Annotated in this window: 23 protein-coding genes and 8 pseudogenes; 11 read left to right on the forward strand and 20 right to left on the reverse strand. The window is 68.7% G+C overall.

Going from position 1 to position 22143, the window contains the following annotated elements:
• Positions 1–201: 201 nt before the first annotated feature.
• The 5 genes and pseudogenes from ACWD04_RS30230 to ACWD04_RS30250 form a co-directional block, all read right to left on the reverse strand.
• Positions 202–402 (reverse strand): hypothetical protein, encoded by a 201-nt coding sequence (locus ACWD04_RS30230; RefSeq protein WP_451136978.1) that lies wholly within the window; start codon positions 400–402, stop codon positions 202–204.
• A gap of 47 nt (positions 403–449) precedes the next feature.
• A pseudogene (locus ACWD04_RS30235) lies at positions 450–500 on the reverse strand (hypothetical protein); the annotation flags it as partial.
• Positions 501–788: 288 nt separating this feature from the next.
• Entirely contained in the window at positions 789–1130 is a 342-nt protein-coding gene (locus tag ACWD04_RS30240; protein ID WP_451136931.1) for a DUF3140 domain-containing protein, read from the reverse strand.
• The gene (locus ACWD04_RS30245) at positions 1127–1369 is read right to left on the reverse strand and encodes a DUF2945 domain-containing protein (RefSeq protein ID WP_451136932.1); all 243 of its coding nucleotides are present in this window, start codon (positions 1367–1369) and stop codon (positions 1127–1129) included. Before ACWD04_RS30245 ends, ACWD04_RS30240 begins: the two co-directional genes overlap by 4 nt.
• A 303-nt stretch (positions 1370–1672) precedes the next feature.
• Complete coding sequence (locus ACWD04_RS30250) at positions 1673–2182, reverse strand: MarR family winged helix-turn-helix transcriptional regulator (RefSeq protein WP_451136933.1); 510 nt, start codon at positions 2180–2182, stop codon at positions 1673–1675.
• Positions 2183–2309: 127 nt separating this feature from the next.
• Between ACWD04_RS30250 and ACWD04_RS30255 the strand changes: the two genes are divergently transcribed.
• On the forward strand, positions 2310–2735 hold the full coding sequence (locus ACWD04_RS30255; RefSeq protein ID WP_451136934.1) for a Rid family hydrolase: 426 nt from the start codon (positions 2310–2312) through the stop codon (positions 2733–2735).
• Between the two features lie 82 nt (positions 2736–2817).
• On the opposite strand, the pseudogene ACWD04_RS30260 reads toward ACWD04_RS30255, so the two are convergent.
• Positions 2818–3027: pseudogene (locus ACWD04_RS30260) on the reverse strand (ArsR/SmtB family transcription factor); the annotation flags it as partial.
• Here ACWD04_RS30260 and ACWD04_RS30265 point away from each other — a divergent pair.
• Both ACWD04_RS30265 and ACWD04_RS30270 read left to right on the forward strand, forming a co-directional pair.
• A pseudogene (locus ACWD04_RS30265) lies at positions 2981–3295 on the forward strand (transposase family protein); the annotation flags it as partial. The pseudogenes ACWD04_RS30260 and ACWD04_RS30265 sit on opposite strands and share 47 nt — an antisense overlap.
• Before the next feature lie 95 nt (positions 3296–3390).
• Positions 3391–3609 (forward strand): transposase family protein, encoded by a 219-nt coding sequence (locus tag ACWD04_RS30270; protein WP_451136935.1) that lies wholly within the window; start codon positions 3391–3393, stop codon positions 3607–3609.
• Positions 3610–3622: 13 nt separating this feature from the next.
• Here ACWD04_RS30270 and ACWD04_RS30275 read toward each other — a convergent pair.
• Together ACWD04_RS30275 and ACWD04_RS30280 are read right to left on the reverse strand one after the other, a co-directional pair.
• A pseudogene (locus ACWD04_RS30275) lies at positions 3623–4187 on the reverse strand (transposase family protein); the annotation flags it as partial.
• A gap of 63 nt (positions 4188–4250) precedes the next feature.
• Positions 4251–4862 (reverse strand): TetR/AcrR family transcriptional regulator, encoded by a 612-nt coding sequence (locus ACWD04_RS30280; protein WP_451136936.1) that lies wholly within the window; start codon positions 4860–4862, stop codon positions 4251–4253.
• 128 nt (positions 4863–4990) lie between these two features.
• Here ACWD04_RS30280 and ACWD04_RS30285 point away from each other — a divergent pair, with 128 nt between their 5' ends.
• Both ACWD04_RS30285 and ACWD04_RS30290 read left to right on the forward strand, forming a co-directional pair.
• The gene (locus ACWD04_RS30285) at positions 4991–5638 is read left to right on the forward strand and encodes a hypothetical protein (RefSeq protein ID WP_451136937.1); all 648 of its coding nucleotides are present in this window, start codon (positions 4991–4993) and stop codon (positions 5636–5638) included.
• Positions 5639–5751: 113 nt separating this feature from the next.
• Positions 5752–7362, forward strand: a complete 1611-nt coding sequence (locus ACWD04_RS30290) for an alpha/beta hydrolase (protein ID WP_451136938.1) — start codon at positions 5752–5754, stop codon at positions 7360–7362.
• Between the two features lie 126 nt (positions 7363–7488).
• On the opposite strand, the gene ACWD04_RS30295 is transcribed toward ACWD04_RS30290, so the two are convergent.
• A complete protein-coding gene (locus ACWD04_RS30295) occupies positions 7489–8157 on the reverse strand; it encodes an SDR family oxidoreductase (protein WP_451136939.1) in 669 nt (222 codons plus the stop codon).
• Positions 8154–8564, reverse strand: coding sequence for a nuclear transport factor 2 family protein (locus ACWD04_RS30300; protein WP_451136974.1), 411 nt, complete (start codon positions 8562–8564; stop codon positions 8154–8156). Before ACWD04_RS30300 ends, ACWD04_RS30295 begins: the two co-directional genes overlap by 4 nt.
• Positions 8565–8597: 33 nt before the next feature.
• On the opposite strand from ACWD04_RS30300, the gene ACWD04_RS30305 reads away from it, so the two are divergent.
• Positions 8598–8864 (forward strand): MmyB family transcriptional regulator, encoded by a 267-nt coding sequence (locus ACWD04_RS30305; protein WP_451136940.1) that lies wholly within the window; start codon positions 8598–8600, stop codon positions 8862–8864.
• Positions 8865–9074: 210 nt separating this feature from the next.
• Here ACWD04_RS30305 and ACWD04_RS30310 read toward each other — a convergent pair whose 3' ends face one another.
• The 7 genes and pseudogenes from ACWD04_RS30310 to ACWD04_RS30340 all read right to left on the reverse strand — a co-directional run bounded on the left by ACWD04_RS30310 (position 9075) and on the right by ACWD04_RS30340 (position 16914).
• Positions 9075–9290, reverse strand: coding sequence for a DUF6243 family protein (locus ACWD04_RS30310; RefSeq protein ID WP_451136941.1), 216 nt, complete (start codon positions 9288–9290; stop codon positions 9075–9077).
• Between the two features lie 1070 nt (positions 9291–10360).
• Complete coding sequence (locus tag ACWD04_RS30315) at positions 10361–11383, reverse strand: ABC transporter substrate-binding protein (RefSeq protein ID WP_451136942.1); 1023 nt, start codon at positions 11381–11383, stop codon at positions 10361–10363.
• 39 nt (positions 11384–11422) lie between these two features.
• Positions 11423–12196, reverse strand: coding sequence for an ABC transporter ATP-binding protein (locus ACWD04_RS30320; protein ID WP_451136943.1), 774 nt, complete (start codon positions 12194–12196; stop codon positions 11423–11425).
• Entirely contained in the window at positions 12196–13299 is a 1104-nt protein-coding gene (locus tag ACWD04_RS30325; protein ID WP_451136944.1) for a FecCD family ABC transporter permease, read from the reverse strand. The genes ACWD04_RS30320 and ACWD04_RS30325 overlap by 1 nt, the downstream gene beginning before the upstream one ends.
• A 522-nt stretch (positions 13300–13821) precedes the next feature.
• Positions 13822–14808 (reverse strand): ferric reductase-like transmembrane domain-containing protein, encoded by a 987-nt coding sequence (locus tag ACWD04_RS30330; RefSeq protein ID WP_451136945.1) that lies wholly within the window; start codon positions 14806–14808, stop codon positions 13822–13824.
• A 325-nt stretch (positions 14809–15133) separates the two neighbouring features.
• Positions 15134–15235 (reverse strand): annotated as a pseudogene (locus ACWD04_RS30335) (2-keto-4-pentenoate hydratase); the annotation flags it as partial.
• 431 nt (positions 15236–15666) lie between these two features.
• A complete protein-coding gene (locus tag ACWD04_RS30340; protein WP_451136946.1) occupies positions 15667–16914 on the reverse strand; it encodes an SPFH domain-containing protein in 1248 nt (415 codons plus the stop codon).
• Positions 16915–17368: 454 nt separating this feature from the next.
• Between ACWD04_RS30340 and ACWD04_RS30345 the strand changes: the two are divergent.
• The 3 genes and pseudogenes from ACWD04_RS30345 to ACWD04_RS30355 all read left to right on the forward strand — a co-directional run.
• Positions 17369–17704, forward strand: a pseudogene (locus ACWD04_RS30345) (MFS transporter); the annotation flags it as partial.
• A gap of 2 nt (positions 17705–17706) precedes the next feature.
• Positions 17707–18060 (forward strand): annotated as a pseudogene (locus ACWD04_RS30350) (TetR/AcrR family transcriptional regulator); the annotation flags it as partial.
• 307 nt (positions 18061–18367) lie between these two features.
• A complete protein-coding gene (locus tag ACWD04_RS30355; protein WP_451136947.1) occupies positions 18368–18808 on the forward strand; it encodes a VOC family protein in 441 nt (146 codons plus the stop codon).
• A 176-nt stretch (positions 18809–18984) separates the two neighbouring features.
• On the opposite strand, the gene ACWD04_RS30360 is transcribed toward ACWD04_RS30355, so the two are convergent.
• On the reverse strand, positions 18985–19170 hold the full coding sequence (locus tag ACWD04_RS30360; RefSeq protein WP_451136948.1) for a hypothetical protein: 186 nt from the start codon (positions 19168–19170) through the stop codon (positions 18985–18987).
• Between the two features lie 338 nt (positions 19171–19508).
• Between ACWD04_RS30360 and ACWD04_RS30365 the strand changes: the two genes are divergently transcribed.
• Together ACWD04_RS30365 and ACWD04_RS30370 are read left to right on the forward strand one after the other, a co-directional pair.
• Positions 19509–19997, forward strand: coding sequence for a COG4315 family predicted lipoprotein (locus ACWD04_RS30365; protein WP_451136949.1), 489 nt, complete (start codon positions 19509–19511; stop codon positions 19995–19997).
• Between the two features lie 65 nt (positions 19998–20062).
• Entirely contained in the window at positions 20063–20593 is a 531-nt protein-coding gene (locus ACWD04_RS30370) for a DUF6529 family protein (RefSeq protein WP_451136975.1), read from the forward strand.
• Positions 20594–20798: 205 nt separating this feature from the next.
• Here ACWD04_RS30370 and ACWD04_RS30375 read toward each other — a convergent pair.
• Positions 20799–20942, reverse strand: a pseudogene (locus ACWD04_RS30375) (DedA family protein); the annotation flags it as partial.
• 513 nt (positions 20943–21455) lie between these two features.
• A complete protein-coding gene (locus tag ACWD04_RS30380) occupies positions 21456–22088 on the reverse strand; it encodes a hypothetical protein (RefSeq protein ID WP_451136950.1) in 633 nt (210 codons plus the stop codon).
• Between the last annotated feature and the right edge of the window lie 55 nt (positions 22089–22143).

Below are 22143 nucleotides of genomic sequence, written 5' to 3' on the forward strand. Positions count from 1 at the left end.
TACCTAAGACTTTCACTGGTGTTCAGAGGTCTGCCCTAACGATGACCGGGATCACGACAGGCACAGCTCGGGGTGGGCCTCCGTTCGGCGAACGGAGGCCCACCCCGAGCTGTGCCTGCATCGATCCCCTGACCGCCGAACCTCTCCCTTACGAACGGCTGGCGGCCGGTACAGGGGGCACCGCCGCCTCGAACTGGACCATCACCTGAACGGCCCCCGCCCTTGCTGACGGCGGGGCATCCGTCGAGACGTGCCACGGCTGTGGAAGAAGTCGACAGGACGCCGGCCCTCGTAGCCGCCGCCGACGCGCAGGGAGAAGAAGCCGCCGATGGCCGCCACATCGTCGTGCACGGACACGCGAATCGTGCCGACCGCGCTGTCGGCGGCGTCGGGAATGAACATCCCCCGTCTGCGCCGGTCCGTAGGTAATCCACTGCGGCCTGGTCGAGCAGCTCGCCGGGGAGGGCGGCGGGGATCCCTGGAGGGTAGGGCGTCAGCATCTCGGCGCAGACCCGGCCGACCGCTTCGTCCGCTGGCACCTGTCCGACATCGCCGAAGAAGGCGTCGCGCGGAAGCGTCCCCTGCTGAAGACGGAGGTCGCAGGGGTCCGGGATGCGGATCTGCGGGGCAGGTGGCAGCTCGTCGGCGTGGGCTACCAGGTCGCGCAGACCGTCGAGGAGCCGCGCTGTCGTCCTGGCGGCTCGCCGACGTGGTGAGCACGACCCGCCAGTCGCGCCCTACCAGGGCGCGCAACAGGTCGACCGCGCCCTCAACAGCGGGAAGGCGATCTATTTCTCGGGATCGCAACCCCAGTTCATCAGCGAGTAGCGCCACGGGGTATCGGTGGCATCCCCCTCGGGGCGCTGCTCCTTGTGCCTGTGCACGTAGCCGACGACCTTGCGCATATGCGCAAGGTCGTCGTCACTCAGGTCGCCCTTCTTGGTGCGCAGCAGCCCCACGATCCGGCGGCCGGAAGCATGGCCGGTCGATTCCCCGCTGCCCTTCTTCTGCCCCACCTCCTGCGACTGATCCGTTTCGAGCCACTTCTCCAGCTCGCCGGCGGTCATATTGACGGCGTCACCGAAGCGGCCGAGGGTCTCCTGCCGCTCTTCGTCCTGCCCGCCACTCACGAGCCGCTGTCCTTCTTGCGCAGCGACTCGGGCTTGTGGACCGCAGTCCCGCCCGTCTTGTCGCTCTCCACCTCATACTGCGGCTCGTCCTTGGACGCGTCCACGGTCCGGCCGGCGGCCTCGGTCCGTTTGGCGACCTTTCGGGTGACGGTGCCTTCCACCTCCTGCCCGTGGCTCTTCCAGGTGACGTCGTCACCACGGGACAGCTTCTTGTTCGTGCCCTTGCCTTTTCCGGCCATCGGACGCCTCTCTCTCATCGAGCGCAGGACTCGGCCCCGCCGCACAGTGCTCGGTCTCCCTCAGCATTACGGGTGCGGGACGTTCTCGCATGTGGGGCGCGCGCCCTCCGGCCCGTCGCGGGTCGGCAGGCCACACGGCGGCTGCTCTCCGGGCACTGGCGGCGAAGAGCGTGGAAGCGGTGCGCCGGGTCCCGGAGATGTCTTCGCGGTCGGAAGCCTGCGAGCCTCCAGCCGAACCCCGATGCGGAAGCCTGGTGGTCCGCCCTGCATGAGTTCGTCTCGGGTCGTCGGGTGGGACGGCTGTCAGCCGAAGTCGTCGGGGACGATGCGAAGTTTTTGTGCGATGCGGGCGAGGGCCCTCTGGTCGGTCGTGTTGAGCGAGTCGAGGACGATGCGGCGTACGGCGCGCAGGTGTGTGGGCGCTGCCAGGCGCACGATGTCGAAGCCGGCGTCGGTGAGTTCGGCGAGGGTGTAACGGCCGTCGGCCGGGTCGGGTGTTCGTACGACCCAGCCGCGCTGCTCACAGCGCTTGATGACGTTGGACAGGCGGGAGAGCGACCCGCTGGCGAGGAAGGCGAGCTCGCCCATCCGCAGCTTGCGCTGCGGGGCCTCGGAAAGGTGACTCAGCACGAGGTACTCGAACATGGTGAGGCCGTGTTCCTGCCGCAGGGGCGACTCCAGTTTGCCGGGCAGCAGCAGGACGAGGGAGATCAGCCCCGTCCACGCCGCCTTCTCCTGCTCGTCGAGCCATCGCAGCTCCTCATCGTCCTCGTGTTCACCCGTGCCGTTCATTGGCCCTCCTGTGCTGCTCATGCATCTTCCCGCCCCTCCGGCGAAGTCCGTCATCACTTTTCGCTTGAAGTCATTACTGCTAGTCTCACTTTACGCGTGAACTCATCTAGGAGGAAACGCGACCGCATGGACAGGAAGAGGAAGCATCATGAGCACCGTCACCTTCGGCATCACTCCCGGCTTCGGCGAGAGGCTGCACGAGGCCCTCGGCTACAGCGGGGCCGTCCGCGTCGGCGACCGGGTCGAGACCTCCGGCCAGGCCGGGGTGGATGACGACCTGGTCATCCCCGACTCGCTGGAAGACGAGATCATCCAGGCTTTCGACAACGTGGAGCGCACGCTCGCCACGGTCGGCGCGACGTGGAAGGACGTCATCCACGTCAACTCCTACCACAAGGTCGCACCGGGAGATGACGCCATCGGCGACGACCACAACACGGTCATGGCCGAACAGTTCCGCCGTCGCCTCAACGGCCGCGCACCGATCTGGACCGAGACCGGCGTAACGGTCCTCGGCCTCGCCGCCATGCGCGTGGAGATACGCGTCACCGCCATCGTCGGCTCCGGAAACTGAACGGCAAAGGCCCTCAGGCTGAGTGGTCGGCTCCGTAAAGCTTTCGGGGTTGACCTCGTTGACCTCTCGACCGTCTGGGCCTTCAAGTGAAGGCGGCTTCGAGGAGGGCTTCCGCGGCAGCGGTCCGGGCGTAGAGGACGGAACGGCCCGCACGGTGGGCGCTGACCAGGCCCGCGTTGCGTAGCGCGGTGAGGTGTTGGGACACCCCGGCCGGGGAGAGTCCGGTGCGGTGGGCGAGTTCGGTGGTGGAGGCCGGGGTCTCCAGTTCGGTCAGCAGAGGGGTTCGTGAGCGGCGCGACGAGCTGATCACCCTCCTCACCGCGCAGGCGCCGCGCCTGGACCGCGCCCTGAAGAAGGTCGCCAGACAGGGCGGGGAGGTCGTCCTGATCGACGGTACCCTCATCGCCACCCAGCGCCGCACCGGAAAAGCCGACCGCCAAAACTACTCCGGCAAACACCACCCTCACGGCCTGCACTTCCTCGCCCTGACCGACGAGAACGGCCGCCTGCTCTGGATATCCGCCGCCCGGCCCGGCCGCACCCACGACAACACCGCCGCCTGCCACGGCCACATCCTGGCCCACCTGCGCGCCGCCGGTCTCGGGGCGCTGGCGGACCTGGCTTCCGCGGCCTGGACAACGACCTCCGCGACCCTGTGGTCGTCACCGGCTACACCTCCACCCGCACCCACAAGCTCACTTCCGGTCAGAAGACCGCCAACCGTGTCCTCGGCGTCGGACGGGCAGCTGTCGAACACGGCTTCGCCCACCTCAAGAACTGGCGGACCCTCACCAAGCTCCGCACCGATCCTGCTCGGGCCACCCAGCTTCTGCGCGCCCTGCTCGTTCTGACGAGCATCGAGGTGAATCGCTGATCAGTGAGCTTCTTCAACGTTGCCGCTCCGTGGTGAGGACGGCTTTGGCGATTGACGTCATGCGGTCGGGGCTGCATCGGGATCTGCCGAAGATCCGCCAGGACTTCAAGTGGGCGACGCCGCGTTCGGCCGGTGCCCGTGCCTTGGCCAGGGCTCGGTTGGCGGTCTTCTCGGTGGGGGTGAGTTCCTGCAGGGGCCTGCGCTTGATGCCTGTGCTCAGCCAGAGGCCGCCGCCCTAGTAGGCGAGATCGGCCAGGATGGGGACGCCCTGGCGCTCGCAGATGCGGATGATGCGGTGGGTGCGGGCGGCGGTCAGGTCGTGGGACCGACCCGGCAGCGCGGGTGAGAGCCACAGCAGTCGGCCGTCCGGATCGGGTACCACCCGCACGTCCGTGCCGGCGGTGCCTGTGGGAGTAGTCCGCGCGTGAGCCGCCGACCCGGTCGCACTTGGCGAAGGTGCCGTCCATCAGGATGAAGTCGGGGTCGGCCTCGCGCAGGACCTCCAGCAGACCCTGCGCGCGCTGGGCGAGCAGGTGGATGACCGCGCTGGTGCAGGCGTGTGCCGTGGACTCGCTGATTCGCTGTGCTCTCGCGCCCCTAACCGTCGGGTGGAACCGGTGCAGAGGGGTGGGTGGTTGGGTTCACGACCCAGTCGGCCCGGCGGATGGTGGGGGGCCGGTGGAGAGGACATGGTCGACGGCGGCGTTGAGGGTCTCGGTCTCGGCGATGAAAACGGATTCCCGGGTGGGCAGGGCGCGTTCGACCGAGAGTCCGTTGAGGACGGTGAGAAGGAACCTGACCTTGCGGGTGTGGTCTCCCGGGGGCAGGGCGCCTTCCTCGGCGAGCACGGTCAGCCAGTGTTCAACCCGGCGCTCCGCCTCCCGCTCATGGGCGAGGTATGCGGCGCGCACCGGTTCGGTCGGCTCGGGTTCGATGAAGGTCCGATAGATCGTGCCCCATGCGGTTCGCGCGTCCTCGTTGATGCCGAGCGGTGCGAGAACCTGCCGCAGGCAGTTCAGCAGCCGTTCGCGGGGCGGCAGTGTCCGGTCCCGGATCGGGTCGCCGGGCAGCAGGTGTTCGTAGATCCGCGCGAGCAAGCTGTCCTGCAGGGCGCGCTGGGTGGGGAAGTGGAACCTCAGCGAGCCGGTGCTCACTCCCGCACGCGCGGCGACCGCGCGCACGCTCAGCTTCGCCGCGATGTCCTCGGCGATCATCTCCGCAGCGGCCTGGAGGATCTTCTCGCGTGTTTCCATGCTCCGCTCTCCTTCACTTCTCCCTAGCCCCTTACTGTACTAGCACGCCGTACTAGTACAGCGTGCTAGTCTCCCTCTAACACGCCGTACTAGTGATGTGGCGACTGATGTACGAAGGGGGGCGGAGCATGGCGTGGAAGCAGTGGGCGGCATCGAAGCGCCTCAAGCCAGGAGACGGCAGGGAACTGCAGCGGTTCCGCTGGTGGCAGCTCCCTCTGCGCTCCCTGTTCTGGCTGCGGCTTCCCGGTGCCGGCGGGCACGCCCGCCTGCACGCCGTCGACGTACGCCACTGGGCGCGGTTGGACAAGAGCAGGATCCGGGCGCATCTGTTCCTGGACGGCAGACACGTGGCCGAGTCGAAATTGCCCGCGGTCTTCCCCGTCGACGGGGGTGTCATCGAGGTGGCGATGAGCACCTACGGCATCAAACGCTGCCACTACCGCCCCTTGGGCGGACAGCCGCGTCAGCTCACGCCCGACCCGGCCTCGGCGGAAGGACGGCGGGCGCGTTTCGGCGCCCGCCATCCGGGACTGAGCCGGGCGATCGGCATCGGATCGGCGTCGCTGCTTGTCATCGGTGTGGGCCTGAACCTGCTGCAGCTCGCTGAACCGGTCTCTCACATTCCTCCCGTCGCGCAGCGGGTCGGAACGTTCGAGTCGCCGGTACACCTGCCGATCTGGCTGAACCTCGCACTGGGCTGCGGGGCCGTTCTGGCGAGCATGGAGCGCGCGGCCCGCCTGCGGTACTCCTCTCTGCTCGACGCGGCCGGTCACTGACCCCTCGAAGCGCGGAAGGCACGACCACGTCAGCCCTCTCCGGCTGGCTTCTTGCGCGACCGGCACGGCCCGGTCACATGGAATGACACGAGTACGGAGGAAGGAAGATCAACATGATCCAGTCGAGGTCAAGGCCCGCCGCCCGGTACGGGGTGGCGCTCGCCGCAGCCCTCATGGTCCTGACCGGGTGTTCGTCCGGCACCTCGGGGCCGCGCAGCGCGTCCGCAGTGGACGCGTCGGCCGCCGTCCCGTCCCCGGACCCGCTCACCTGGAGCACGTGCGGGGAGAAACTCGAATGCGCCACGATCAAGGTGCCGCAGGAATACACCGAGCCTGACGGCGCACAGGTCCCGCTCGCGGTCATGCGGCACCGGGCCACTGATCCCGACCACCGCATCGGCAGCCTGATCTTCAACCCGGGCGGGCCCGGGGTTCCCGCCACCGAAACACTGCGTAATCTGCCCCAAACAGCCGGCACTCCTGGCGCCTTCTCGCCTACGGTGCTCGCCAGATTCGACATCATCGCGATCGACCCGCGCGGCATCGGCGGATCACAGGCCGTTCGCTGCCTGACCGACAAGCAGCGAGCCGACGCCGCCGGCACCGCCTTCAACCCGGCCGTCCCCGGAGGCAAACCCCTGCCGCGGCTGCTGACCGATGCCGCCGCGTTCACCGACGGCTGCGTCAAACACCAGAGCAGAGAGTTCCTGGCCAGCCTGTCCACCGACAACGTGGCCCGCGACATCGACCAGGTCCGCTCCGCGCTCGGCGAGGACAAGATCACGTACTACGGCCTGTCCTACGGCACCGTGGTCGGCCCGATGTACGCCACCCTGTTCCCTCACCGCGTCCGCCAGATGGTGCTCGACGCCCCCGTCGACACCAACCTGTGGTTCGGCAACTCCCTCACCTTCCTCAACGACGTCGCCGTGGCAAGCGAACGGACGCTCAACGCCTGGTTCAAGACCTGCCGCACCGAAGGGACCGCAGTGTGCCCGTTCGGAGCGGGAGACCCGCAGGCGGCGTTCGACACACTGATCGACACGCTGGAAGCGAAGCCGCTGAAGATCGCACCCGCCAAGGGCGTCACCCCGGGCGGTGGCCTCGACGGCGCCATGGCCCTCGAGGCCACCCGGGCCCTGGCCGGCGACCAGAACACCTGGCCGTTGCTGACCTCGGCGCTGCTGGCCGCGCAAGATGGCAACGGCGCACCCCTGCACACCCTGTGGAGCAGCGTCACGGTATCCCCCTTCCCTGTCCCCACCGCGATGTTCGAAGCCCACACCGCGGTACGCTGCGCCGACTGGCATACCCCGGCCGGCATCGCCGCGCACAAGGCCGCAGCCACCAAGGCCGTCACCGAGGCCAAGCGGATCGGGACCCGGGCCGCCTACTCCGCCCTGAACTGCGCTCGGTGGCCCGCGCCGAACAAGGACCGCGTCACGAAGCCGCTCACAGGCGCCGGTACGCCGCCGGTACTGGTGGTCGCAGGCCGGCTGGACCCCGTCACCCCCCACCACTGGGCCGAGAACATGACCCGAACCCTGGACTCCGCCGTCCTGCTCACGCGCGAAGGAGTCGGACACGGCTCCTACGGCACCAATACGTGCGTCAACAGCGCAGTTGACGCCGCCCTCATCCACGGCACCCACCCCGCCGACGGCACCGTATGCAAGACAGACACGCCAGCCACCACCCGCCCCCTCGTCTTCGCGAACCGTTGAGTCACAGCCGGTCTTCACCCCCGTACGCGTACCCACGGCATGACCGTTGAGCGTGCAGAAAGAAGCGCTCGCGGGCTTCGTGACATGCAAGGCAACGGCTGGGACGGCAAGTTCAGGGCCATGCTTTCATGCTGGCTCGGTGAGCTGAGGGCGCCGCAGGCACGGGCAGGCAGTACGTCTACCGGGTCTGCCGCAAGGAAACGGACACACCCCAACCACACCAGCGCTTTGACCTGCTGCTTCAAGTTGGCGGAGGCTCAGTGCTGACCAGATCTTCCCGGCCGGCTTTGATGCCGTCCCCCACGGAGGCGACAGGTAGTCGCGCTGGTCGCCGGGCTGGACGCCGGGGTCGATCAACAGGGCGCGAGCGGCGGCCGCGATATCTCGCGCGTCGATCCAGCCCAGCCGACCAGCACCGGCGGCGGTGTGGATCTCGCGGTGCCGCCGGATCCGCTCACCCAGGGGGTGCGGGCCCAGGAGATTCTGCATGAACCCGGACGCGCGTAGCACGACCCACCCGTTCCGAACGCCTAGCCGTCCCGCCTCGGCCAGGAACGGCTTGACCAGCGGCATCGGATCCGTGGTGTTCGTCGGTGGCACCAGATAGACCCGGTCCATCCCGCTCAGCGCGGTTGCGTGGGTGGCCGGATCAGCCCAGTCGAAGCGAACTGCGTCAGGATCACCGTCCAAGGAGTTGCGGCTGGCCACTCGGACCTGCATGCCGTTGCCGCGTAGCAGTTCTGCCAGAACACTTCCCGTCTTCCCGGTGCCGCCGGTCACCAGTACGCCGGTCACCGGGCGGTCCGTGAGCGCAGCGAGTCGAGCAGCTCGGGCGGTGTCCCGGCCGCCGAAGCCGCGGCCAGGGGGTTCCAGTAGTCCCGGTAGTGGGTGATCAGACCGTCCCGGACGGTGATCACCGTGGCGTAGTCCAGCCGGCAGGACTCGCCGGTGCGCACCGTGCGCCCGTGCAAGGTGAACTCCACCACGATGGTGTGCGGCCGTTCCGTGTGATGCACGGTGACCGCGGGGATGGCTCGCACGTCCATCAGTTCCGGGTAGCCGGCCAGGTAGTCGCGGACCTCTTCCCGTCCGGCCAGCCTCTGCGGCGAGGAACTGGCAGCGAACGGGAACTCGGCGGTGCCGTGCTCCGCCCACAGGTCGGCGACGGCGTCCATGTCCTTGGTCAGAAGTAGCTCCAGCAGCCGACGGAACGTCTCTTCGGGGTGCGTGGCACGGTGGTCCTCCGGTGTCTCGTACGCGGCGAGCCCGTCGACGAGTTCGCCGCGCACAGCCCGGACTTCGCCGCAGGCTGGCGCAACCACGACGTACGACCGGTACCGACGCTGCGCAAGCACATGCGCCACCCCCGACTGGACGACCTCGACCTGGATTGCCAAACCCTGCTGCTGCCCGGCACAGACCTACGGCTGGTGATGTACACGGCGGAACCGGGCAGCTCAAGTGCCGCCGCCCTCTCCCGACTCGGTACCCGCAGCGCCTGACCCCAGCTCACCGACGGCGGCAGGAGGCGTCCAGCAGGAAACGGCACGCGCCCTCGACCAGGCCGGTCATTGGACGCTCACGCCCGCAGTCACCGCAGCGGGGCAGTACCGGCCTTTCGGCGCCATGTCGAGCCTTGCAGCGGGGCCCGGATCGCGCGTCGCGATCCGGGCCCCGCGCTCCGTGCGGTGCCGCCCTGCGGCGGCGGTGCGTCAGCTCTGCGCGGTGTCGTCGCCCGTCTGCCCGGCGTCCTCGGCTGTGCCTGTCTTCTCGCGCATCTTGCGCACCAGCTCCGCCTTCTGGTCGGCAGCACCCTGGCGGTCGAGGTTGCGGTGCGGACCGTTGTTCTGCCGTTCGGCGCGGGACAGCTTCTTGCGCTGGCCGCCGCCCATGCCCACGGGGTTGTTGATGTTCTTGCTCACGGTCACGGGTTCTCCCGAAATGATGTGAAGTGATCTACGGATTCATCGGCGGGGGACGGGCGCGTGGACGTCCAGGGACGTCAGCAGGGGCCCATCACGCTCTCACTCGTAAATCGGCGTCTGGAAGAACATGACCAAGACGTTACCCGGTTCCGTCGGCCCCGCACACCAAGTTTGCCGCCGTGGAGGGGCGGAAGGCCGTGGTGTCCACGCCGGGGGACCAGACGCGCGGTGCGGGTCCTGGGAGGCCGCTTCGATCGGCCGGCGGGTGCTCGCGCCAGCCAGGTCAGGGCATCGACCTCCGTGCCGATGCGGCGCAGCAGCCTGCGGGCGCCGGGGGTGCGCGCCCTCCACACCTCGTGGCCGTGCGTGGTGGCGACGGTGGTACAGATGCGGCGTGCGCGACGGGCGGGAGAGTGCGTACCCGGTGGCGGATCACCGGGCACGGAAAAAAACTCGTCGGGTGCCGACTTTGCCGTGGGACCGTGGGCGGGCTGGGCGCCGAGGTGATGACGACCAGCGCGCTTCGCCCACACCCGGCGTCGGCCCTGCGCGACACCACCGGAGCGGTGAGCGCCACTCGCTGCCCACGCACGATGTCGAGATCGACCTCGCTCACGGCCTCGGCCTCGCCGTGCCGGCACACCACGCCGGAGATCCGGAGATCCACCCCTTCCATGACACCTCCCCGCCTCCCCGCCTCCCCGCCTCCCCGGAGCAGTCGGGCGAGAGAGGCGGTCGGTTCCCGCGGGGCCGAAGAAGTCGTGACAGCTGCGGCCTGGGGATCCGCTGGGTCACTGAGTGTCCTGGGCACGGGCGGGTCACCGGCGTCGTCTGCTCGTCCCTGGCTTCGGTGGACGCGTTGCTGCCCTCCTTGCCGGTCCGGAGGCCGACGTGGGGTGGAAGGTGCAGCGGAGATACGACAGCGGGTCGCATCAGCGAGACGTCAGCCCGGCCCGGCTGACACGGGGCCTGCCTGTCCGTACCGGCCGGGCTGCCGACGAGGCAGCCGCCGAGTCCTCGACCGCGCGCTTCCTCACCTGCCCGGTCGAAGAGTTGATGGAGATGGCCGTGGTTCAGGAGCGGAGCCTCCTGAGGGCCGCCGTGAGGGAGCTGATGGCTGCGGGATTGCGCGGGCTCTCGACGAGGTCGACGTAGTCGAGAATGACGATCCGGTCGTTCTTGATGGCGGAGACGTTCGCGAGCGGCTCGTAAGACGTGAGGAACTTCCGCTTCTGTTCCGCGGTGGCGTCGCCGTAGTCGTTGATCACGATGACCTCGGGGTCGCGGGCGACGACCGTCTCCCAGCCCACGGTGGTCCAGCTGTCCTTGAGGTCCTTCATGATGTGGTCGCCGCCGGCCTTGGTGATGATGTCGTGGGGACCGGCGAAGGCGCCGGACGTGAACGGCTTGTCCTCGCCGCTGTCGTAGAGGAACACCCGGGGCCGGTCGGCGCCCTTCAGCGCTTTCGCCTGTGCTTCGGCCACTTGCTCGCGGAACGAGGTGATGAGGGTTGCGGCCTTGTCCTCGACGTCGAACACCTGCCCAAGGTTCCGCAGGTCCGTGTACAGCGCGTCGAGGGGCGCCATCACACCGCGGGCCTTGCCCTGTCCGTTGCGGCACGACTCGCTGAGCAGGTACGAGTCGATGCCTACGCGTTGCAGCGCGGCGGGCGTGAAGCCCTCACCCTCGTTGAAACCGTAGTTCCAGCCCGCGAAGACCAGGTCGGCACGGGCGTCCAGCACCAGTTCCTTGTTGATGTGCTCCTTCGATAGCCACTTGGTCTTCTGGTAGCTGTCCTTCCAGGGCACGGTCGTGAGGTCGCCCTTGTCGTCGGGCATGACGTATCCGGCCATGTGGTCCTCGAGGCCGAGGACGAACATGATTTCGGTGATGCCGACGTCGTTGGTGACCACGCGCCGCGGGACCCTGTCGAACGTCTTCTTCTCGCCGCAGTTCTCGACCGTGACCGGATAGTGGCTGTCGGACGTTCGGGCGCCGTCTCCCTTCCCCTCCTCCGACGGGACGTCCGCACCGCAGCCGGTGACGGCGAAGGCCAGAGCGAGTGCGACGGCGGCAGGGCGTGCGAGGTCGGCCATGTGGTGGTGACTCCTTCGAGGGTGAACCGGGGATGGGAACTACTGGGCGGGGAGACGGTCGAAGAGCAGTTGGACCGCTCCTGTCTCCGGGTGGGGGACGCGGTGCGCCCGGACGCCGAAGACGTCAGCCAGCAAGACGGGGGTGAGAACGTCGTGCGGAGCGCCGGAAGCGACGATCCGCCCGTCGTCGATGACGTGGACGAGGTCGCAGTGGAGCGCGGCGAGGTTGAGGTCGTGCAGCGCGGTCAGCACGGTCAGTCCGCTGGCCCGTACCAGGAACAGGACCTCCAGCTGCTGGGCTACGTCCAGGTGGTTGGTCGGCTCGTCCAGCACCAGGACCTGCGGCTGCTGGGCGAGCGCGCGGGCGATCAGGACCCGTTGCTTCTCACCGCCGGAGAGCGTGAGGAAGCCTCGGTCGGCCAGATGGCCGGCGCCGACTCCTTCCAGTGCGGCGGCACACGTGCGCCGGTCCTCGTCGGTCTCCCGAGCCACTGCCCCCTGGTGCGGCAGTCTGCCCATGGCCACCACCTCGGCCACCGTGAAGTCGAACTCCGCGACCGCTTCCTGCGGAAGGGCGGCGAGCCGGCGCGCGCTTTCGCGCGTGCTCATGGCCAGCAGGTCGTCGCCGCCGAGACGTACCGCACCGGCCGTGGGGCGCAGCGCCCGGTAGACGCATCGCAACAGGGTCGACTTACCGCTGCCGTTGGGCCCGACGAGCCCCACGACCTGGCCACTGCCCGCCCGTAGCGAGACGTCCTCCACCACCCGGGCGCCGGAGATCTCCACTGTGAGCTTGTCGATGTCGACCTGCATCACACGCCTCCGAAGGTGTAGGTACGGCGGCGCATGAGCAGGATGAAGCAGGGCACGCCGATCGCAGCCGTCAGTACACCCAGCGGCAGCTCGGCGGGGGCGAGAACTACGCGCGACAGGATGTCGACCCAGATCAGCAGCACTGCGCCGGCCAGGGGCGCGACGACCAGCAGCCGGCGGTGGTCCGCCCCGACCAGCATCCGGGCGGCGTGCGGAACCATCAGACCCACGAAGCCGATCGCCCCGCTGACCGCGACCACCGCCCCGGTGACGGCGGCGGCGGTGAGGAAGAGTTGCTTACGCAGCCGTCCGGGGTCCACCCCCAGCGCGGCGGCGGTCTCATCCCCCATCGCGAGGGCGTTCAGACGCCGGGCCGACCAGCCCAGGTGGACGAGGCCGCCCAGGACCGCGCCCGCGGCAATCGGTACGGAGGACCAGCTCGCACCGCCCAGACTGCCGAGCAGCCACATCATCGCGGACCGGGCCGCTTCGCCGCGCTCGGCGGCGAACACCATGAACGTGGTCACGGCGGAGAAGCCGTAGTACAGCGCAGTCCCGGTGAGCACGAGCCTGAGCGGTGTCAGCCCTCGCGGGGTCCGGGCGATCGCGTACACCAGCATCATGGCCACGAGCGCGGAAAGGAACGCCGCCGTGGACAAGGCCCAGACACCGAGTGCGCCGAAGGCACCGAAAATGAGCACGGCGTTGGCCCCGACGGCCGCACCGGAGGAGATGCCGAGGACGAAAGGGTCCGCGAGCGCGTTGCGGACCATGGCCTGGACAGCGACACCCACGGCGGCCAGACCGGCGCCGACGACCGCGGCCAGCACCGCGCGCGGGAAGCGGAGTTCCCACACGATGATGTAGGAAGAGACCTCGTCCGGAGCTATGGACCCACCGGTCAGCCCCGCCCAGAGATAGTGCAGCGCCTCGGTCCACGAGAGCCCCGACGCCCCGATGCCCGCCCCGCAGGCGAGGGAGACGGGCAGCGCGACGCACAGTCCGGTCACGAGCAGGGGCAACGAAACGCGTCGGGGTGGTGGGGGCCCACCACTCGCACCGCGGTGCGATACGGCGGGTATGCGGTCGCGGAGCGTGGCCACAAGCGGATCACTTTCGCCTCGGGCCGTGCACCTGCGTGATCGAAGGAGCGGGCCCAGGCGGTGGGCCCGGTGCGCAGCACCTCTCGCAGTCCACGGCGATCGACAGGAGCTTCACCACCGCGGGTAATCGGGCTTACGGAACCCTGTGCAGGACTCCGCCTACCGTTGCGGGTCAGCGCCGGAATTCGACCGGACTTCCCCCACGAGGCGCTTGCAGCTTAGCGCCTGTCCCCCGCCTCCTCTCCACGCGGAAGGCACGGGGGTAGCGCCGACGCGGTGGCCCAGGCGCGGGCAGCGAGGCTTTGAGGGACTGCAAAAGCATGCTTGTTCGCCGACCACCCGGACGGTGACGACGCCCGGGGCGCGGGGGCATGGGGAGGGACGGCTGGATGGTGTGGCTGGATGAGTGCGTGGCCGCTGCTTTCCAGGAAGGCCCTCTGACGCGGGGTCCGTGCGGGCGGGGTCGGCACGTCGTGGCGCTCCAGTCGTTTCGTGGGTCGCCGGCCTGCCCGGTTCAGGCCGTCATTCCGTCTCCTGGGCGTGCGGGGCCGTCGCGGGCGGATGGGTCGGACGGTCCCGTCCGCCGTCACGGCCGGACACCATGACGACGACGAGCCCGACGACGACGGCTCCGGCGGCTGCCCGCCCTGCCGCCCGCACCCACCACCCCAGCGGGGCCGCGCCCCCACGTCCGCCTGGCGGGCCCAGCCGTTCGGCCCGCCGGGCCGGTCTCAGCAGGCGCAGTAACAGCAGTAGTGCGACCGGTAGTTGCAGCAGCCACAGGACGGTGCGCGGCCACTCCCCGTACCAGACATTGGTTCCGTAGAGCAGCGTGTGCCACACGCTGAGCACGTACACGACGATCACGAAACGGTGCAGCCGTCGCCAGGCGTTGGCTCCGATGCGGTGCCGAACGTAGAACAGCAGCCCCAACGGAATCGCCAGGTACAGGGCACCCTGTCCGAGCGGGATGGCGATTCGGCCGGTTCCGGAGTCGTACCAGCCCGGCACGAAGGTGTCCGCGAAACCCACCCACAACCGCTCGGCCCACGCCACCTTCGTCTCATAGCGCACGAGTTCCGCCGCGAACATCAGCGCGTGCGCGAACATCAGCGCCATCGTCGTCAGGCTCGTGGTGCGGTGCCAGCGCTCCAGTACCTGCCGGGAGACAGACAGCCGCGTGGACCGTGACCCCGACAGCAGCAGACCGATCATGACCGTGCCCCAGGCCCACAGCAGGCCCGACCATCCGAACGCCTGGCTGAGCAGGTACATCCAGTAGGTACCGGGATCGTCCATGAACGGCATGACCGCAACGGTGTCCGAATCACCCGATGCCATGCGCGCGTACAGAAACGCGAACATGAGCGTCGTGACCCCCACGGCCGCAGCGGCGTCGGGGAGGGCGGACCGCATGTCGCCGCGCAGAGCGACGCGGTCGCCGGGAGGCCGTTGCCGTCCGGGCGGTGCTGTTGCCCCGTCTTCGTCCGGGCTCGCGTCTGACACCATCAGGGGCCTCCTGGGCACGGGCCACCGCAGCAACGGTGCGTATGTGTCGTGGGGCAACGAGTCTGGCTGAGGGGACAGCGATCCTCCGAGAGGATATCCGGCCAGAGCGGCTACCAGGACGGCGCAGAACACACCTGGTTCTGCCCCTCCCTTCCGCATGACAGGACGGCCGCCGAAGCCCCCTGTCGCAGGGATACGGGCATCGCCCGGGTCCGCGCCAGGATCGGGGAAGCGACGGCCGATGAGGCCCGCCAGGTTGACGGCTGACGGGCTCGCGAGTCCGAAGACCATGAAGGAGCACCGAGACACGACGCCACCAACGGGCCTGGCCGGCCCGCAGGGGGTCGCCCGACTCCCGTGCGGTACGGGCGAGCCACAGCAGAGCCTCCAGCGGGTCGCCGAGGCAGGCCGCCCCGTTCCCCCGGGAGGCGCCCTGGTGCCCGCCCGCCAGTTGGCGCAGGCACTGCACCACGAGGTCCACCGGGGACCCGACCTCGCTGGAGTCCGGGTCCATCGTCGCCCCCATTTCCAGCGCCACCCGGATCGCATTGGTCGCGGCAGCGGCGACCAGCCGGACCTCCAGGGGGTCGGCATCCGGCCCCGCGAGGCGGCTCACCACCGGCAGGAGCTGCGACTCCTGGTTACCCGACACCGGACGGCTCGCAGGGCAGGATCACCCTGGGCGGCCCGGCAACAAGGCACGGGTCCAGCGCAGCCCTTCCTCCTCCCCCAGGCCGTCCGATGGTGCGAATGACGCGGTGCAGGCCAGGCGGTCAGGAATGCGGGACGGGGCCGTGGGCTTATGTCCTTTCGGAAGCCTCCTGCCCACAGCCCGTGGGGTCCGGCCACGGGCGGCCGCTACGGAGTCGGGCCGGGTACTCGCAGGCTCCTCTTTCCGTTGACGGCGGGGTCCTTTGTGTTCTGGAGCGCGTCAAGTATGGCCATGCCCTGACCCACCACGCCCGCGGCCATCTGATTGACGCCCTCGGTGCCGTTGAGGACGGTGAGGCTGGCGCCCGATATGCCACGGGCGGCCGCGTCGGCGAGGGTCGGCAGGTTCTCCACCACCCGGTTGGCGGCGATCAGTTCCTGGTTGCCGTCGCGTAGCGAGAGTGCGCGGGCGGTGTTCGCGTCGGCTTGGGCCTGCGCGAGTGTCCGCTCGGTGTAGGCGTTGCCGTCCGCTTCGAACTTGGCCTTGTCCCGGGCGGCTTCCGCCAGGGTGCGCTGTCGGTATGCCTCAGCGTCCGCCGGGCGTCTGACTTCTCCTTCGAGGCGTCGGCCCGCCAGTTCGGCCTGGCGCTGGGCAAGCGCCGTCTGTTCCTCGATTACCTCGTGGGACGCGCTGGCCTGGGCAAGCGGCCCGGCCTGGGCAGCTCGGGCGTTGGACTGCTCGGTCTCGGCGAGGAACCCGGCCCGCTTGATTGCGGTGTCCCGCTCGTACTCCGCCTTGAGGGCGGCCGCCTGCTGTTCGCGTTCGGTCGCCTCCTGGTCGGCCTTGGCCTGGGCGATTCGTGCCTGGCCGGCGACTGCGGCTGCGTGCGGAGCGGAGAGGTTGTTGATGTACCCGGTGGCGTCCTCGATCTCCTGAATCTGGAGTGCGTCGACGACAATTCCGAGTTTCTCCATCTCGCTGTGACTGCCCGCCATCACTTCCTGAGCCACTCGGTTGCGTTCCCGGATGATTTGTTCGACGGTCAGTCCGCCGACTATGGATCTGAGGTGTCCGGCGAAGATCCGGCCGACAAGCTCCTCCATGCGTTCTTGCTCGGAGAGGAAGCGGCGCGCTGCATTAGCGATCGAGATCGCGTCATCACCGACTTTGAACACACAGACCGCGCGTACGCTGAGCCGGATGCCCTGCTGGGTGACGCAGTCCTCCGCGATTTCCGCCTCCCGCAGTGCCAGGGACAGCATGCGGGCCTTCTGCTTCACAGGCAGTACGAAACTACCGTGACCTGTGACGATACGGAACTGTGTTTCTTGTGCATGCTGTTTCGTACCGGATATGAGCATGGCCTCATTAGGCGCGGGGACCTGCCAGAACAACATGAGAGACTCCCGTCGGGCATCGAGACGCCACCATTGCCAAGGCCCTTGCAAGACCATTCAGGACGGCAACACCTCGACGATCACCGAGCGCGCCGAAATGGAGTCGACGACAAGGACCCTTGCACCACTTGCGAGAGGGGCGTTGGTACGCGACCACGCCGCATAGATCTCCGAGCCCCCGCGCATAGCTACCAGAACCTCGCCCGGTCCGTCGGGAGGTATCCCTACGGTGATTCTCCCGATAGCTCCGACCGGGCTCTGGGAAGACTCGTCAATGCTGGGCATAGGCCCTCGCGCCGGGCATACGTCTCATAGGCATTTCCGGCCCTCTCCTCGATCGAAAGCGGCCACAGCACATCAGCCGAGGCTATTCTCTCGATATGATTACAGTACTCCCGCCCCTCCACCGGTGCGACGGCGTCAGTACCCGCCTTCCGTGCGATCAGCCTTGCCGGTGAGGTTCGAGGCCCAGGAGCAGCGCGACAACCGCCGGCGGGAGCAGGACCGACCGATCATCAATGCCTATCCGGTGGTGATGGCCGGGCTGCTGTTGGGCAGCGGCACCCTGGGTGACAGGGTGGGGCGCCGAAGGACGTTTCTGATCGGCTTGGCGGTCTTCGGTGTCGCCTCGCTGGATGCCGCGTTTCCCTCGGCCCCGGAGACCTTGATTGCGGCACGGGCGTTCCTGGCCGTCGGCGCGGCGGTGATGATGCCCGCAACGCTCGCATTGATCCGCATCACGTCCGAGGACGAGCGCAAGCGCAATGTGGCCATCGCCATCTGGGGCACTCCGGCGATCGTCAGCAGCGCACTGGGCCCGATCATCAGCGGACTCCTGCTGCAAAGCTCCAGCACCTCGCGGACCGATGGGAGGCACAGCTAACTGCAGCGGCCGGAAAACCGGCCCACGAAGCGCCCCCCACAGAGCGGCTCACCGCCTACACCCGCGTCACCACCCAAAGCGCGACACGAGCCGAACTTCTCTTCATGCTCGAGGGATCCACAACTCCCGAACACGCAGCCCCCTGGGACGCGGTCATGGAACGGTGGGCCCCACCATGGACCACCACCGACGCCGACGACCCGGACGCGCTCGACCGGTTCATCGCCCGCCTCGCCGCAGACGGCCCGTGGCTGTACGAATCCCTCACCGCCGAGCGGCTGACTCCCCGACTACGCCGCGCCCTCGCCGAACGCATCGCCGGCGCCTCAACCATGACGACACCTGAGCTCGCACTGCCCTGCAGGCTCCTGACCGCTGGATCCCGTCGAGGAAGCGTTGAAAAGCGGGGACGGCACGCTGCGGCTGATCGTCCATGGGAGCGGCCACCTGCGCCGCACTCACCCCCGGTGGTGGCGCCTGGCTCGCGGGTCTGCGGTAGCGGATCTGAGGCGCGAGCCAGAATTTTCGGAGTACGGCGGTCTGCGGATGTCGAGACCGTGCCACCGGCTCCGCCCCAGGGACATCAGCGGCCACCACCGGCCGCACGAAGAAGAAGGAGAAACCAGCATGGCGATTCAGCGGATGGACAACGTCGGCATCGTCGTCGAGGACATGGATGCCGCCATCGCGTTCTTCGTGGAACTCGGTATGGAGCTGGAGGGCAGGGCGGAAGTCGAGGGCCGTTTCGCCGACCAGTGCACCGGACTCGACGGCGTCCACTGTGACATCGCGATGGTCCGGACCCCGGACGGTCACAGCCGGCTCGAGCTGGCGAAGTACCGCAGCCCCGCGGTGATCAGCGCCGGGCCGCGCAACCGGCCGCACAACATTCTGGGAACGCACCGCATCATGTTCGCCGTCGACGACATCGAGGACACCGTTGCCCGCCTGCGCCCTCACGACGCCGAACTCGTCGGCGAGATCGCCCGGTTCGAGGACAGCTATCTGCTCTGCTACCTCCGCGGCCCGGAGGGCATCATCGTCGGACTGGCCGAGCAACTACGCTGAGAAGGAGGATTTGAACCATGCAGCCGAACGAGATCATCGAGGTTCTGAAACCACCCGATCAGCCAGGAGCTGCTGGCCCGTGACGTGACCCGCCTGACTTACGTCGCCAAGGACGGAACCCCGCGCAACGTACCCATCGCCTTCACCTGGAACGGGTCGCGGTCGGGTACTCGCTGTCAGGAGTCGGGGTGCGCGTCCGTCCGGAGTGTCCACGCGGCCCCTGGGCAGCCCGCCGGAAGGGGCGGGAAGCGGTGGCCCTTCACATCAGTGCTCCAGTGATGACCCGCGCCGCAGTCGCACGCGTAGATTCCACTCTCCGGCACGATCTCGCCCGGATGCCACGATGCCCGTTCCTCGTCCATGTTCTCTGTGTACGACGCCCGGACGGACCACGCGACTCAGGGGACCGTGGCTCCGCAGGCGACCGAAACCGGGGGCGGTGGCGATGACGAACAGGCTGTGCCGCAGCAGCCAGGCCCTTCGTCGTGGCTGGCTGCTGCCGGGCACGAACGGCGACTCGATCGTGGGGCGGTCCTCAGTCCTCCATGCATCGCTGGGTGGCGCGAAGTCCGCCTTCCCTGCGTGCGGGCTGTTCGAGTGCCTCCGGGCGAGTGGTCTCGACGGTGACGCTGTGAGCGGACGGGCACAGGCGGGGAGAGACAGGAAACCCCGCCGCACTCTCACCCATCGGAGCACCTCGATGAAACGCACCGCCACAGCGGCCACCTTCGTCACGGCCCTGTTCGCCACCGTCCTGACCGGCTGCTCCGACAGCACCTCGGGGGAGGGGCGCGGGCCCACCTCATCCAGCGCCTCGCCTTCGACGCCGGCCACCGTGGACACGAAGTCCGCGGGCTCGCTCGGCAACATCCTCGTCGACCACAAGGGCAACACCCTCTATCTCTTCCTCGCCGACAAGAAGAACAAGTCGAACTGCACGGGCGCTTGCGCCGAAGCGTGGCCTCCCTTGCTCACCAAGGGGGCTGCCAAGGTCGGCAACGGCGTGGACAAGAAGCTGCTCGACGTCACCAAGCGTTCCGATGGTGACGAACAGGTCACCTACAACGGACACCCCCTCTACTACTATGCCAGCGACACGAAACCTGGCCAGACGAACGGTCAGGGCCTGAACCAGTTCGGCGCCGAGTGGTATGTCCTTGACGCCAAGGGCAATAAGGTCGAGAGCTGAGTCGGCTGAATGCCACGGGTTCGCAGCGCGGCGAAAGCAGCGGCAGGAGAGTCGCGGCCGGCGTCCTGGCAGCCGTCCTCGTACCGGTCGTGGTCGGGGTCGGGATCTATCTCTTCGGAACCCACCACACACCGAACTACGACAACGGGCTCTTCGGTGAGCACGGAACCGCCGCGGTCGGCCTCAAAGCCCGACTCAGCACCGCGCTGTTCGGCCTCGCCCTCATCCAGCTCTGCCTCGCCCTGTGGATGTACGGCCGCGTGCCGGGCGCCCGCTCCGCACCCCGATCGGTGCGCTTGGGACACCGCGTGCTCGGGTACCTCACCTTCCTCTTCTCACTGCCGATCGCCTATCACTGCCTTGCGACCTATGGGATCGAGACGACGTCCCCGAGGGTCGCGATCCATTCCTTCGCCGGGTGCGCGCTCTACGGTGCGTTCGTGGCCAAGGTGATCGTCGTGCGCAGCAGGCGTCTGCCCGGCTGGCTCCTTCCGGCGATGGGCTCCCTGCTCGTGCTCGGTGTGGCCCTCCTCTGGTACACCGCCGCGCTGTGGGCCCTGAACGGAGACTCAGTGCCGGGGCTTTCCTCTTTCTGAGGGAGCAGCCCCGGACCTCGCGTTGGTGGTGCACTACAGCACTGCGTCGCCGCACAGCAGCACTTGTGGTGGGTGGAACACCGCTTCGGCACGTAGCACGAGGGTTCCGCGAGTGGGGAGGGGCGCGACTCCGAGACGTATGCCGATTAGCCGGTGATCAGGCTGTCGACCCGGCCGGGCGCCCTGTGAGCGAGACTGACGATCTCAGCAGGTAGTGGTCGACATCGGGGATGGAGGAGCCAGGGGCGTACCCGGTCAACACCAGGCCGACGGTCCAGACCAGGCCGCCGGTGATCTGCCAGAAAGTGAAGACCCGGGCGGGGATGTCAAGCGCCCCGGCAAGCGGGTTCCCTTCGCACTGCTGATGCTCATCGTGTGGTGGCAGGCCCGCCACGCGGGAACCCCGGCGGCGGTCACCGCGCTGGCGGTTTCGCTGGTCACCGCCCTCGCCTCCGCCACAGCCGTCGCGCCGGCGTGCACTATCCGCACGACGTCCTCATGGGGTTCGGCGTGGGCGCCCTCGTCCCGCTCCTCGCCACCTGGGCGGTGCGGCGCGAGCAGAGTGCGGTCGCCGCGGGACGCTCCTTGGGGCCGAGCGTGGCTGTGCCGTTCACTTCTTTCCAGCGGCGTCGGCTTGCGCCACGACCGGGTTGGCTGCGAGGGCGGGGCGGGCGCCTGCTGCGGCAGGGGCCGCCTGCAAGGGCTGTGCGGCCTCGGCCCGGGGGCCTGCGCATACGGCTGCCGCTGCGGGGGCAGCTGCCTGATCACCTCGCCCTGGAGGGGCTCGGGGTTGACCGAACGCGGGGGCGGGACCGGCTACGGGGTCCTCTCGCGCACGGGTGATGAGCGGGCCCGCTCCCCGTCAGGGGGTCGCCGCAGAGACCACGTAGACGACCGGCGCCGCCGGGTCGGTCATGTTGACGGTGATGTTCTGGGTGGGGCGCGGGTCCTTGTTCTTGTGGACCGTGCCCGCCCAGTCGACGCCCGGCCCGAAGTACCAGCCGGTGATCTTGACATCGCGTTCGCTGATGGTGACCTTGCCGGTCTCCAGCGCGGCACGGCCGGTGCCGACACCACTGAGGAAGCGGTCGAGGCCGGCGGAGGTCGTACGGAACTTCACGTACATCCGGCTGGCTTTCCAGTTGTTCGTCTCGTAGTACTGGACCCCGACCGCGTTGCCCGGGATGGGCAGCTCGAAGATCCGGCGCTGCATGCCGGACGGCCAGTCCTCGCGCAGTCCCTGGGCGGCGGCTTCGGCCTCCTTGTCCTTGCCGGAGCGGCGGCTCTGCTCTGCGGAGATCACCAGGTAGCCGGCCGGGATGCCGATGAGCAGCACGATGATGGTCAGCGTGATCAGGCGTCGGCGAATCACCCTGCGCCGCTCCTGCGGAGACGTCCCGTCGCCGTCTCCGGAGGAGCCGGCGGGCCCGGAGGACCCGGAAGCGCCTGACGAAGGGGGCTGGCGCGGCCCGATGTGGTGCTCGGCTGCGGTCATGGTCGGTGATCCCTCGAAGCTGCGGTACGGAGCGGAGTGCGGGTGGCCGGGCCGC

Source organism: Streptomyces sp. NPDC002911 (assembly GCF_053591835.1).